Below are 13,606 nucleotides of genomic sequence, written 5' to 3' on the forward strand. Positions count from 1 at the left end.
TGTTACCGGCGGCCCGGCGCGAGGGAGGGTGAGGGCAGGACCAGCCTGACGATGAGACCGCCTGGATGGTTGTCGAGGAGTTCCAGGTCGCCGCCATGCGCCCGCACGATGTCGGCGACGATCGACAGGCCGAGCCCGAAGCCGGCGGTCTTGGTCTCGGCGCGCGAGGCGTCGAGCTTGGCGAAGGGCTCCAGCACCGTCTTGCGCTGGTCTGCCTGGATGCCCGGGCCGTCGTCGGCGACGTCGATGCGAATTGCATCGCCTTCCCGGGCAAGCGAGATGGTGGCCTGCGTCCCGAACTTCAGGGCATTGTCGCAGAGATTGGTGACGGCCCGCACCAGGGCATTCGGCTTGCAGGTGCCGGCCAGCCGGTCGGGCCCCTCATAGCGCACGGCAAAGCCCACATCGGCGAAATCCGCCTGGATGGTCTGCATCAGGCTGGCGATGTCGGCGCGCTCGAACTCCTCGCCGGAAGCGTCGATCCTCAGATAGTCCAGCGTTTCCTCGACCAGCCGGTTGATCTGGTCGATGTCCGAGATCATCAGCTGGCGCAGATCGCCGTCGTCGAGGCGCTCGGTCCGCAGGCGCAGCCGGGTCAGCGGCGTGCGCAGGTCGTGGCTGACGCTGCGCAGCATGCGCGTGCGGGTGTCGACCATTTCGCGGATGCGGATCCGCATCCCGTTGAGGGCGCGGGCGAGGTGGGCGACTTCCTCGGTGCCCGTCTCGGCGAACACAGTGTCTTTGCGCACACCATCCGAGCGGTTCAGCTCCGCCGACATCCGGGCGAGCGGCGTGGTCACGCTGCGCACGGCAAAGAACGACAGGAAGACCAACAGGGTCATGAAGGACAGGATGTAGTAGGTGAGCGGCCCGAACAGGTCGTCGCTGAGGAACGTATCGGGCAGGTTGCGCACGAGCAGCACCGTCTGGTCGTCGACGGGCAGAGACAGGGCCGGTCGCCCATCGATGGCGACCCGCTGGCCGCCTGCGGGAAGCTTGTAGTCCGGCGGAAACAGAAAGGCCGCGATTCTTTCGGAGCGGCTTAACGGCGGCGAGCGCGCGATCAGTCTTGCGGCCGTTTCGGCGCTGACGAGTTCGATGTTGACCTTCGTCTGCCGGGCCCGCGCGACGATCAACGCCCGCTCCGCCGGCGTCGATGCCGGCAGCAGGGAGGCGATGGCCAAGGCAGGATCGACGGTCCCATCGATATCTCCGACCGGGATGTAGCCGCCCTCTTTCACCTCGTCCTCGAGGGCGCGTCCCACGAGGACCACCGCCGCGATCGCCAGGACGATGATGAAGAGGATCTGGCCCCGCATCGTGCGCGGCGTCACCCGCCGCCAGAGACCGCTCATCACACGTCCACCGTGGCGGTGAACATGTAGCCACCGAGCCGCACCGTCTTCAAAAGGATCGGCTCGCTCGGATCGGTCTCGATCTTCTGGCGAATGCGCCGCACATGCACGTCGACGCTGCGGTCGATGGGGCCGGCGAGGCCGGCATGGGTATGGGCCAAGAGCTGCTCCCGCGTCAGGATCTTGCCGGGGTTGCGGCAGAAGACCAGGAGCAGGTCGAATTCCGCCGTCGTCATGGCGACGCGTGCACCGCTGGGATCGCGCACCTGCCGGCGCTGCGGGTCGAGCGTCCAGCCCTCGAAGCGCAAGGGTTTCAGGCCGTCACGCTCGGCAGGCGCGTAGGCGGCACGGCGCAGGAGACTTCGGATGCGCGCCGTCACCTCGCGCGCGCTGAACGGCTTGGTGACGTAGTCGTCGGCGCCGATCTCGAGGCCGACGATCCGGTCGACCTCCTCGCCCTGGGCGGTCAGCATCAGGATCGGCACGGTCGTCTCGGCCCGCAGTCGGCGGCACAGGCTGAACCCGTCTTCTCCCGGCAGCATGACGTCGAGGACGATCAGGTCGAAGGTCGCGCGGCGGCGCCAGGCATCCATGTCGGCTCCGTCGCCAGCGATCTCGGCCGTCATGCCGGCCTCGGTCAGCGTCACCGCCAAAAGCCGGGCGATTTCGAAATCGTCCTCGACGATGAGGATGGCAGGGCGTTTGCTCGCGGTGGACTGGCTCATTCCATCCTCGTGGACTGCTGCAGGTTGCGGGGCAAGTCGAGTCCCTCCCTCTGTCGGGGCGGCTCAAGGCGCTCCCCGGCGTCCGCCTCGATCCGGGGCAGGAGTTTTGCCCAAAACCGACCAACTGTCGCGCCGAGATCGGCGACGAGGCAATGGAGCACCGGCACGACCACCAGCGACAGGAGCGTCGACACGATAAGACCGCCGATCACCGCAATCGCCATCGGCGCCCTGAAGCCGCCGCCCTCGCCCGAGCCGATCGCCGCCGGCACCATGCCCGCGACCATCGCGAGCGTCGTCATCAGGATCGGACGCGCCCGTTCCAGTGCGGCTTCCACCATCGCCTCGCGCGGCCGGACGCCGAGCCTCTCGCGTTCCACCGAGAAGTCGACCAGCATGATGGCGTTCTTGGTGACGATTCCCATCAGCATCAGGATGCCGATCACCACCGGCAGCGAGACCGGGGTCGCCGTGATCTGCAGCGCGGCGACGACGCCGCCGACCGAGAGCGGCAGGGTGGCGAGGATGGTCAGCGGCGTCAGCACGCTGCCGAACAGCAGGATGAGCACGATCATCACCAGCGCGAGGCCGGCGATCATGCTGGTGGCGAAGCCGGTGAAGACGTCGCCCTGCGTATCGGAATCGCCGGTCGCCTGGATCCGCACGCCCGCCGGCAGCGCCTTGACCGAGGCCAGCGAAAAAACGGCCTCCAGTCCCTGGCCGGCGGTCAGGCCGGGCGGCATGTCGAAGCTGATCTCGACGCGCCGCTCGCGATCGAATCTGTCGATACTCGCCACGCTGGCGCCAGCCTCGATCGCAGCGATCGCCGACAACGGGACATCGGGACCGTCGAGGCTGGGGATGCGGAGCGAGCGCAGCGTGTCGATGTCGTTGCGGGCGGCTTCCGCCAGCTGCAGGCGGATCGGAATGCGCCGTCCGCCGTCGATGAATTGCGGCAGATCGCTGTCCGATGCGCCGACGGTCGAGACGCGGATCGTGTCGGCCATGGCCGCCGTCGAGACGCCGGCATCGGCGGCCCGCTCGGCCAGGGGCCGGACCTGGAGCTCCGGCCGTTCCGCCGCCGCGCCGGAGCGGGGCGCAACGGCCAGGGGACTGGCCACGAGCTCAGCGAGAATGGCCGTCGCGGCGGCGTTCGTCGCCTTGCCCTCGGTCCCGAGCACGGCGAAGGATACGTCGCGGCCGCCCCGGTCGTTCAGAATCTCGAAACGGATGTCGGGCACGCCGCGCAGGATGTCGGCCACAACAGGCTCGAGCGCCTCCAGGGGGCGAAAGCGGCCGCGCGCCGATCCAAAATCGATGCGCACCGCCGCCCGCCGGACGTCGCGCAGGCCGGCGGCATCGGCGCCGCCCTGGACGAAGACGGAGCGGGTCTCCGCCAGCGTGCCGAGGCGGGTGGCGATCAGGTCCGCCGTCTGCCGGGTCTCGGCGAGCGCCGAGCCCGGCGGCAGTTCGATGGAGACCGACATCCGGCCGGTATCCTCCGGCGGGATGAACTCGCTCGGCAGGAACTGCACCGACCAGATCGAAACGGCAAAGAGCGCCACCGCGGTGCCGAGCGTCGTCCAGCGCCAGCGCATGGAGAGGTGCAGAAGCCTGAGATAGCCGCGCATGACGCCCCCCGGCACGGCCGGGCCCCGCGCATGCGACCGCATCAGATGGGCCGCGAGCAGGGGCGTGATCAGCCGGGCGACGAGCAGCGAGAAGAACACCGCGATCGCCACGGTCAGGCCGAACTGGCGGAAATACTGCCCGACCACTCCCCCCATGAAGCCGACCGGCGCGAACACGGCGATGATCGTCGCCGAGATCGCCATGACCGCCAGCCCGATCTCGTCGGAGGCATCGATCGCCGCCTGGAACGGCGTCTTCCCGGTCCGGCCGTGCCGGACGATGTTTTCGATCTCGACGATGGCGTCGTCGACGAGGATGCCCGTCACCAGGGTAATGCCGAGGAGGCTGAGGATGTTCAAGGAGAAGCCAAGGAGATCCATGGCCCAGAAGGTCGGGATCGCCGACAGCGGCAGCGTCACCGCTGCGATCAGCGTCGCGCGCCAGTCGCGCAGGAACAGGAAGACGACGATCACGGCGAGGATCGCGCCCTCGACCAGCGTGCCGAGCGCCGCGTCATAGTTGCCGAGCGTCTGGGTGAGGCTGTCATCGATCAGCGCGAACCGGGCATTGCCGTGCCCGGCGGCGAGCGCCTCGAGCGCCTCGGCGACATCCTCCGCGACGCTGACGTCGCTGGCGCCGCGGGCGCGGTAGACGGAAAAGCTGACAACCTCCTCGCCGCCGAGCGTCGCAAAGCTTCGCGGCTCCGCAAAACCGTCGGCGACGGCGCCGAGGTCGCCGAGCCTCACCGTCGAGCCGTCGGCAAGGGGGATCGGCAGCTGCGCCAGGTCGTCGACGCTGTGCGTCGTCGCCGTCATCTTCACCGCCCGCTCGCGCCCATCGATCCGGCTGCGTCCCCCGGAGAGGTCGCGATGGGTCGCAGCCAGCTGCGCGTCGACCGCGTTGACGGTGACGCCGAGGGCCATGAGGCGGTCGGGGTCGAGGTATACGCCGATCTCGCGCGTCACGCCGCCGACCCTGTCGATGCGGCCGATGCCGGGCAGGCCGCGCAGCCTGCGGACGACGACGTCGTCGACAAACCAGGAGAGCTCTTCCGCGGTCATCGCCTTGTCGGCGACGGCATAGGAGACCACGGCCTCGGCCTCGACGTCGACGCGTTCGACGAGGGGCTCGTCGATCGTCTTGGGGAGGTCGGCGCGGATCTTCGCCACGGCATCGCGCACGTCCGCGACCGCTCGGTCGATCGGCACGCCGAGTTCGAACTCGACCGAGGTCGTCGACACGCCGTCGCCGATGGTCGAGGCCAGTACGTCGATGGAAGGCAGGACCGAGATCGCGTCCTCCACGAGCCGGGTGACGCTGGACTCCATCTCGGTCGGCGCGACACCGGAATCGCTGATGGTCAGCGAAACCACCGGCACGTCGATGGTCGGGAAGTAGGTGATCGGCAAGGCAAGGAAGCTGTGAAACCCGAGCGCCGTCAGGACCAGGAAGAGCAGGAGGGGCGGAAGCGGGTGGCGGATCGCCCAGGCCGAAACGTTCACCGCGCGGCGTCCGAGGTGAGGAAGGGATGGTCGGCAGGCATCCTCGCGGGATAGGTCACGTCGAGGGGCGAGACACGGTCGCCGGGGACGAGGAAGTTGCCGGCCTTGAGGACGACGATGTCGCCCGGAGAGACTCCGGCGGAAATCTCGACCAGGCCGGCTGCGCGCAGTCCGGTCGCGATCGGCCGAAGGAGGACGACGCCGTCCTCGACGAGATGGACGGACGTCCCGCCGTCGCGCGCGATCACGGCGCTCGTCGGCAGAAGCACGCCGCCCCGTCGCTCGACCTCGACATCGCCGCGCGCGAAGGCGCCGACGCTGAGGCCGCCGGCCGGCGACAAGGCGATGCGCGCCCGCCCGAGCCGGCTGCGACCCTCGAGTTCGGGCGCCAAGAGGCGCACGCGGCCTTCGATCGGTGCTTCCTTGCCGAGGATGGCGATGCTGGCCGTCTGGCCGACCGCCAGCCTTGCGAAGTCGACTTCCGGCATTTCGGCGTCGAGTTCGATCTCGCCGTCCACGGCAATGACGAAGAGCGGGTCACCCCCGGCCGCAGTCATCGCGCCGACCTTGGCGGAACGCCTGAGGATGCGGCCGCCGGTCGGGGCGGCGATCACCGTGCGCGCCAGCCGGGCCGCGATTTCCTGTCCGTCCGCGACGATGATCCGCCGGTCGGCCTCGGCCACCGTCAGCGATTGCCGGGCGAGAGCCAGCGCCGAGGCGGCGCGCATCAGGGCGGTCTGGCGCGTTTCGAGGGTCTCCTCTGCGGCAAACCCCTTGGCCCGCAGCTTCCCGCTGCGCTCCCTGTCGGCGCGGGCCTGCTCGTGCGCCAGCTGCGCGTCCTCGATCTGGCTCTGGGCCTGGGCGACGGCGGCGGCGGCGCGGGCCAGCCGGACGGCGTTGGCCTTCTGCTCGATGGTGATCAGCGTCGGGTCGAGCCGCGCCAGAACGTCGCCCTGTCGCACCATGTCGCCGGCCTCGGCTTCGACGGAGATGATCCGGGTATCGGCGAGGTCGACCTTCACCAGGCTTTCCTCGCGCGCCACGAGCGAGCCGGTGACCCGCACGAGGTCGGCGAGTTCGCCGGACCGTGCCGTCACCACGCTGACCGCGATCGGCTTATCCTCGGCCATCGTCATGCCGCCGCCGATGGCGAGCCCGGCCAGGACGACGACCAGCCGCCAGAGGATGAGGCGCGGTCGGCCGAGGAAGGTCGGGCGGACGCCGCGACATCCGGTATGCCGTTCGCCCGCTCCGGCAGCCGAGGGCGCGGTTCTCTTGGCCCAGCGCCATCGATCGTCCTTTCGGGATCCCGTGCCATCGGGCTTTGCCGGGGGCGGTGTTCCGGGAAAGAGGGCCTGAAGGGCTGAGCGCATATTGGACTCCCGTGGAGAGGAACGGGCGTCGGGGCAAGGCCCGTTCCCAGTTCCCCAAGAGCTATCCGCGCGGAGCGCGGGACGGGATGATGAGCTGTTAACTTATGTGTCCGGTCCGGTCGCCTCACTCCCTCTTTGCCGGGGACCGTGGCGCGCTGCCTACGGGCGCTTGGGCGGCTCATGTCCGCTCTCGCAGGCATCCTTTGGCTGGACCTTCACGATACAGCCAGAGTGATCTCCGTTCGTGCCCACCGCCGAAACCGAACACCAGCCGCATCCGTCGATCCGATGAGGATGCGTCAGACCTTTATGCGGAACAGTTTTTCTGCGTTTCGGTACGCGATTTTTTCCTTGGCCTCGCGGGGCAGATCGACCGCTCGAAACCAGTCGGTCCCTTCTTTCATGTTTGCAAATGGGTAGTCGGTGGCAAAAATCACCCGATCGACGCTGATATACTTCAGCAAGAGGTGGAGCAGTTCATCCTGAAAAATTGCGCTGGGTGTGAACCAGAAATTGTCATGAAAATATTGCGCGAAAGGCTTATTTAGCGAGTCTTCCGTCACCTCACTCATCTCCCCCACGATGCGTTTGTAGTAGAACGGAAGGCCCTCTCCCATGTGGCCGATGATAATCTGGAGTTTAGGGAATCTGTCGAATGCACCTGTCGCGATCATGCGAATGCATTGAGTCAGCACCTCTTGGTGCCACCCGTAGCCCGAGCCACTGAAAATGTAGTCCTGATATTCTTTGTTGTATTCTTTTCGCGCAATCTTATAGTAAATTTCGAAGACTTCATCCGGCGGGAAGCCGGGATGCAGGTATATCGGCACATCAAGTGCCTCGGCACGCGCCAGAACGGGCTCGAAATCGGGATGGTCGAGGAATTTCTTGCCAATGAATCCATTGGTCAGGGCTCCCAGCAAACCATCCTCCCGAACGGCGCGTTCCAGTTCGTCCGCTGAGGCCTCCGGGTCCTGCAACGGCAAGGTCGCAAATCCCTGAAACCGCCCGGGATAGGTGGCCATCGGTCCATCGACAATCAGCTTGTTGAGACGATAGGCAAAGTCGATGCCCTCCTGGCCGGGGACGTTCTGCACAGCGGGGGTATGTGCGGAGAGGATCTGAACGTTGATTCCCGCCGCATCCATGGCGCCGATGCGGCCAGGGCCGAGTTCGGCGAGACCAGTTTCCTCGAGATACTTCCTGTGATCGTCGTTGATGACGTTCAGGGCAATCAGTTCGTCGGTGGAAAAGGTTTCCTCCGCGCCAATGAATGGCAGGTCCCTGTCCCGCAGCGCGATGTCCACAGTCTCTGACGCGGCGGCGCCTGAGACGATGGCGGGCGCAGACAATCCCGTACGAACACCCAGTGCGGCCGCGCCACCCAAAAAGCTGCGGCGTCCCATCGTCAGGCTCTTCAAGGACTTTTCGATCAGTTTCATGTCAGGTTTCGCTCCGATGTTGTGACGTATGGGTGCGGCTTCGCCTGGCAAAGACTTCCGCTTGACCCCCAGAAGCCGGGACAGATCCTGCCGCGTGCCGGGAGGTCTGACGGGGCGCGTCGCCAAGCCGATGTCCTCGGCATCGCAAGCGCACAGTCAGTGTCGGGTCGTTCACAGCCAGTGCCCTTCGAGATGGGCCCTCGCGGCACTAATCCCGATTTTGTCGTCGGCTTGTGTTTTCTATTGTTGAGAGTTGTTTCGTCTGATGCGGGCGGAGCCAAGCGACCGGAATGGGGCATTGCCCCCACGGCACATCAAGCGATGGCGTCGGTAATCGCGGGCAACAAAGCAGACCGACGCTCACCACGAGCCCACACAACGACAGCATTCAGAGAGCTGGCCGGGTTTGTGTGCCCGGGTTCGGCTCTGGGTAAGGGGACCTCTGCCGGTTGCAGTGCGCCGTTGTCGGGGTGTCACGCGGGGCGGGCATAGCCCGACCGGAGCGCACGCCGACAACGGCGCTGCCTGCAGCAGGTGGTCAAAGTAGGCGCGGTCTCGCCGTCGAAATTCTCCAACTAACTCTTAACACGACTTAACACCCTCCGGTCGGCAAGCCGGCTAGGTCCAGGCGGCAGCGCGGCTCGATTACCGACCGCGCCAGCCAATTCTGCCTGGAGTCTTGCATGTATTCTTATCCAAGGCCGTCGCCTGACGCTTATACACGCCAGTCGTCCGTCTCGATCATCGTCCCCACGTTGAACGAGGTGGAGAACATCGACCGTACCTTGCACGCCATCATCGAGAATATCGGCGGGCACTTTGAGTATGAAATCATCGTCACAGATGGAGGGTCGACCGATGGTACGCGCGAAACGGTGGTCTGGTGGGAGAAAGACCGACCCGTTCGCCTGCTTGGAAACATGGACGGCGGCGGGCTGGCCAAGGATGTCCGTGCCGCGGCGTTAATCGCCAGATTTCCGATCATCGTCGTGCTCGATGCGGATGGAAGCCATCCGGCTTCAGCGATTATTTCCCTCGTGGACGCCGTCGATTTGGGCGAATACGACATAGCGATCGGCAGCCGGTACGTTGCCGGTGGTGCCACGGTCGACTGGCCCTTCCCGCGCCAGGCGCTTTCGCGCCTCGGCGCTGCGCTCGCGGCACCCTTTACCGATGTCCAGGATCCGCTGTCGGGCTTTTTCGCCATACGACGGACATGTCTCCTGGCGGCGGGCGCGGATGCGGAAGGATTCAAGATCGGACTGGAGGCGATCGTCGCCGGCGGCGATGCCATCAGGGTATGCGAGGTGCCGATTTCATTTTCCGACAGGCTTCATGGAACGTCGAAAATAGGCGCCAGTCAGACGATTGCCTACCTCAACCAGCTGCTGCGATTTTCCAGGGGCACCTCCTCGCCGGTCGCCATGCACCGCTTTGCGATGGTCGGCATGGCCGGGTTCTTTCTGGACTTTGTCGTGGTCGCGGTCCTGCAGTCTCTCGGGATCAGCATCGCCGTCGCTCATGTCTCCGGCTTCTGCCTCTCGGCGGGGTTCAATTATCTGGGTCACATGAAATGGTCGTTCCACGATCGTCCTCGGGGGAAATCGCAGTTCGCGCGGTTCATTCTTGTATCGGCCATGGCCATCGCCTTGCGCGGCGGCTTCATCGCGGCGGCGACCGATCTCGGTTTTCCCTTCTTCGCCGTCGTGGTTGCAGGCATCGCGGGCGGCGGGGTCGTCAGCTACATCGGCAACGAGTTCTATGTATTCAGGAATGACCGGTTCCTGTCTTCCGCGGCCCAATGGAGACTGGCGGCTCTCGCCATAGCCGTCTACGCCGTGGCTCTGAGGATCGTCTATCAGGGCAGCATAGACCTGATCCCTCAGGAGGCTTACTACTGGAACTACGCTCAGCATCCCGCCTTGGGTTACCTCGACCATCCGCCGATGGTGGCGTGGCTGATAGGGCTGGGAACGTCCGTCTTCGGCGATACCGAATTTGGCGTTCGCATCGTGGCCACCTTCGCCTGGCTGACGACCGCCTATTTCATCTTTCGGCTTACGAAGAATCTCTTCGGGCAGACTGCCGCCTTTCTGGCTCTGCTGCTGGTGTCGGTTTTCCCGTTCTATTTCCTGATCGGGATCCTGACCACGCCTGATGCACCGCTGACGGCTGCCTGGGCGGGAGCCCTGTATTTCCTGGAGCGTGCGTTGCGGGCGAAAGAGGCCAGGGCCTGGCTTGGCGCCGGACTCTGCGTGGGCCTTGGCATGCTGTCGAAATACACGATCGCGTTGCTGGGCCCTGCGACGCTGGTCTACCTGCTCGTCGATCCGCAGTCTCGGTGGTGGCTCCTCACAAGATGGCCGTATCTCTGCGCCGGCGTGGTGGCGGTCTTGTTTACCCCGGTGATGGCATGGAACGCGAACCACGACTGGGCTTCCTTTCACTTCCAGGGAAGCAGGCGATGGTTGCAGGGCGACCTTGCCTTTTCGATGCCCGCCCTGGTGCTGTACATAGCGGCGCTGCTGGGCCCGATCGGGATTTCCCTTGCCGGACATGCCGCCAGCCGGATGGTCAGGTTGCCGGCGAGGGCTTTTCTGCGGGAAGCCGGCATGTTCGTCACCGTCTTCACACTGGCGCCGCTTTCGGTTTTCGTCTTCTACAGCCTGTTCCACTCGGTCAAGCTCAACTGGACAGGGCCAGTCTGGTTGGCCTTGGTGCCGGCCATGGCCAATGTCGTTGTCCAAGCCATGAAGAAGGGCGACAAGCCCCGTTTCATGCGTTCCCTGCAGATCACCACGGCCGCCAGCGTTGTGGCGTTCGGGCTCCTGCTTCACTACCTCGCTCTGGGCCTGCCCGTGATCGGCCATACCGGCGAGCTGCGCGGCTTGCCGGTGGCTTGGGAGGAGTTCGGCGCGCAAGCGGAGCGGATCAAGGCGAGCGTGGAATCCGAAACCGGTCAACCGCCGCTGCTTGTCGGCATGGACCCCTACAACATCGCGAGCGAGCTCGGCTTTTACAGCACAGGGCCAAATGCGCTGGAAAACGTCACCAGTGAGAACCTTTTCGGCCGCAACGGCCTCATGTTCGATACGTGGTTTTCCAACTGCTCCCCCGACGGTCGGAACGTGATCATGGTCGGCGTCGAGGAAGCCCCCGTTTCCGATGACGGATTGGACGCCTGGTTCGAGGCCATCGGCCCGGTCGAGCGGCAGGAGGTCCGAAAGAATGGCGTCGTGGTGGGGCGCTTCTTTTACAGGATCGGCTACGGATTCCGGCATCGCGATTGACGCCCGCTTCAGTCTCCAGCCGATCGGCTCATGCCGCCGCGTCTCTTTGTCCCGTGTCTGCACCGTGCTGTCGCCCTCGAGCGCAACCCTATTGGTCTGCCCCTGAAAAGGGGGCCTTCGAAGTAGGCCTTTAAGCCTTTTGACGTTGCCCCCTTTGTCTGATCCAGTTTGAAGCCCGTTTTCGCCTATTGAGAGGATTAGGACATGAAGCGCAGTCGCTTCTCGGAAGAGCAGATCATCGGCATCTCAAAGGAGCACGAGGCGGGAGTGCCGGTGGCTGAGCTGCGCCGCAAGCACGGTGTCAGCGATGCCAGCGTCTACAAATGGAAAGCCAAATACGGCGGAATGGACGTCAGCGAGGCCCGCCGGCTTCGGGCGCTCGAGGATGAGAACGCTAGGCTGAAGCGGATGCTGGTGGACGCGATGCTCGACAATGTCGCGCTAAAGGACTTGCGGGGAAAGAAGTGGTGACGCCCGCGACCAGGCGGATTGCCGTCGCCCATCTCATGGAGCGCCACGAGATGAGCGAACGGCAGTAAAGTGCTCTTTGCCGGATGCGGTCTCGTATGGCGATCGCCTCACCTACGACGGAGGACACGCTGAACATTGGGAGGCATGGCAAAAAGCCGGGCCAGTTCGCTGCGTGTACGTGGCCTGCTAGAGCAGATCTCTACGAGTGAGTACGAAGAGCATCCACGAGGTCGGATCGTGAAAGAACCGGTTCGTTCTCTATGTCGATCGACGGCTTCAGACGCCGAACCGGCTGGCGGAAATTCGAAGCGGTTCGGCTTGCCTGAAGCGCCCTGCGTGGTGCGTAACGACACGCATTGCAGATGACGTTGGCGAGTGACGGACTGAAGGCAAACGAATCGCGCGGCTTTTGCGCGGCCACAGTGCCGAGGCTGTGGCTACCGCGCGAGACCAGGCAAACACCGGGCGCCACCGCACGGCCAGGGCGGCGACATCACCATCTAACTGTCTGTTGGCTGGTCATTCTGGCGGAGAAGGGGGGACACTCCGCCAATTACGTCAATACCCATATATTCCGGCACTTCGAGATCGGACGCGCTCAAATTACGATACACGGCACGATACACCACGCGATACACGGAGCCCATAGGCGTACGGAGAGGCTGGACTTGCAGGGGTAGATGATCGTGTGGCATGGCGCGGTGTAGCTGACGAAGTCACACCGCGGTTCCGGCCCAGCCGGGTTGATCAGCAGCCACGGCTGGCACGCTGATGAGAGGTTCATCGCTCAAGGTAGCGACTGATTCCAGCGTCATGTATCGGGCTCGCTGGACGGCCCTCTCGTCGTTCTGCTCGAGCAGCAGAGCGCCGACAAGACGCAGGATGGCCCCGTCGTTCGGGAACGATGCCAACGACGTCAGTGCGCCTCGGAGACGACGAGCTTCACACCGCGCAGGCCGCGCCGGGCCAGCTTGCGCAGAAACTCAGTCCAGATCGGCTGGGCTTCCGAGGTGCCGACCTCCATGCCCAGCACCTCGCGCCGACCATCGGGTTGACGCCGACGGCGATGATCACGGCGACGGAGAGGATGCGCCCGCCGCGGTGGACCTTCAGGTAGGTCGCATCGATCCAGAGATACGGCCAGTTGCCCTCGATCGGCAGTTCGAGGAAGGCCTTCACCTTGCTGTCGATCTCTTCGCAGGGCCGGGAGGCCTGGTTCTTTGAGATGCCGTCCCTGCCCATCGCCTTGACCAGGTCGTCGACCGAGCGGGTCGAGATGCCCTGGACATAGGCTTCCCGAATGACGGCCGTCAGAGCCTTCTCGGCCATGCGGCGCGGCTCGAGGAAGCCAGGAAAATGAAATAGCTGCCCTTGCGCAGCTTTGGGATCCGCAGCTGGACCGTGCCGGCACGCGTCTGACAGTCCCGATCGCGATAGCCGTTGCGCTGTGCCAGGCGTTCGCCGCTCTTCTCGGCATACCCGGCGCCGGTCGCAGCGCCGACATGCAGCTCCATCAGCCGCTCGGCGGCAAAGCCGATTATCTCGGGCAGGAGATCGGCGTCCGGGGTCCAGAAGGCTGCGCAGACTCATCATGTCGTCGGTCATTAAGGGATCTCCGGTCCGGGTTGGATGTCGCAACCCAAGCCTAACCGGAAACCGCTGGTGACCACCGCGTCGAGCTACACCACGTATGGGGACACGACCGGGTAGCATTTGAGGCGAGGCAGCCCAATCAAATGCGGAAATGATTTCCGCTGCGAGCACCGTGTCACGGTCGAACGGAGAAGCCAGGAGAATCCTGAGCCCCTTGGCTAGA

6 protein-coding genes and 2 pseudogenes are annotated in these 13,606 nt (G+C 65.0%); 2 read left to right on the top strand and 6 right to left on the bottom strand.

Features of this window, described 5'->3' with window-relative positions:
* Positions 1-2 precede the first annotated feature (2 nt).
* The 5 genes from IEX88_RS20780 to IEX88_RS20800 form a co-directional block, all read right to left on the bottom strand.
* Entirely contained in the window at positions 3-1,355 is a 1,353-nt protein-coding gene (locus IEX88_RS20780; RefSeq protein WP_188854398.1) for an ATP-binding protein, read from the bottom strand.
* On the bottom strand, positions 1,355-2,080 hold the full coding sequence (locus IEX88_RS20785) for a response regulator transcription factor (RefSeq protein WP_188854399.1): 726 nt from the start codon (positions 2,078-2,080) through the stop codon (positions 1,355-1,357). The genes IEX88_RS20780 and IEX88_RS20785 overlap by 1 nt, the downstream gene beginning before the upstream one ends.
* A complete protein-coding gene (locus IEX88_RS20790; RefSeq protein ID WP_188854400.1) occupies positions 2,077-5,214 on the bottom strand; it encodes an efflux RND transporter permease subunit in 3,138 nt (1,045 codons plus the stop codon). The genes IEX88_RS20785 and IEX88_RS20790 overlap by 4 nt, the downstream gene beginning before the upstream one ends.
* Complete coding sequence (locus IEX88_RS20795; protein WP_188854401.1) at positions 5,211-6,587, bottom strand: efflux RND transporter periplasmic adaptor subunit; 1,377 nt, start codon at positions 6,585-6,587, stop codon at positions 5,211-5,213. Before IEX88_RS20795 ends, IEX88_RS20790 begins: the two co-directional genes overlap by 4 nt.
* Positions 6,588-6,886: 299 nt before the next feature.
* Positions 6,887-8,029 carry an amidohydrolase family protein gene (locus tag IEX88_RS20800; protein ID WP_188854402.1) on the bottom strand — a complete coding sequence of 381 codons (1,143 nt, stop codon included), beginning with the start codon at positions 8,027-8,029 and terminating at the stop codon, positions 6,887-6,889.
* 683 nt (positions 8,030-8,712) lie between these two features.
* On the opposite strand from IEX88_RS20800, the gene IEX88_RS20805 reads away from it, so the two are divergent.
* Together IEX88_RS20805 and IEX88_RS20810 are read left to right on the top strand one after the other, a co-directional pair.
* A complete protein-coding gene (locus IEX88_RS20805) occupies positions 8,713-11,319 on the top strand; it encodes a glycosyltransferase family 39 protein (protein ID WP_188854403.1) in 2,607 nt (868 codons plus the stop codon).
* Positions 11,320-11,523: 204 nt separating this feature from the next.
* Positions 11,524-11,855, top strand: a pseudogene (locus IEX88_RS20810) (transposase); the annotation flags it as partial.
* A gap of 651 nt (positions 11,856-12,506) precedes the next feature.
* On the opposite strand, the pseudogene IEX88_RS20815 reads toward IEX88_RS20810, so the two are convergent.
* A pseudogene (locus tag IEX88_RS20815) lies at positions 12,507-13,395 on the bottom strand (IS256 family transposase).
* Between the last annotated feature and the right edge of the window lie 211 nt (positions 13,396-13,606).

It is taken from the genome of Aureimonas glaciei (assembly GCF_014643375.1).
In the GTDB taxonomy this organism is placed as follows: Bacteria; Pseudomonadota; Alphaproteobacteria; order Rhizobiales; family Rhizobiaceae; genus Plantimonas; species Plantimonas glaciei.

Bases quoted from the DNA above. Each gene is read 5' to 3' on its own strand.
- IEX88_RS20800 (WP_188854402.1), bottom strand. From the start codon at position 8,029: ATGAAACTGATCGAAAAGTCCTTGAAGAGCCTGACGATGGGACGCCGC.
- IEX88_RS20805 (WP_188854403.1), top strand. From the start codon at position 8,713: ATGTATTCTTATCCAAGGCCGTCGCCTGACGCTTATACACGCCAGTCG.
- IEX88_RS20795 (WP_188854401.1), bottom strand. From the start codon at position 6,587: ATGCGCTCAGCCCTTCAGGCCCTCTTTCCCGGAACACCGCCCCCGGCA.
- IEX88_RS20780 (WP_188854398.1), bottom strand. From the start codon at position 1,355: ATGAGCGGTCTCTGGCGGCGGGTGACGCCGCGCACGATGCGGGGCCAG.
- IEX88_RS20785 (WP_188854399.1), bottom strand. From the start codon at position 2,080: ATGAGCCAGTCCACCGCGAGCAAACGCCCTGCCATCCTCATCGTCGAG.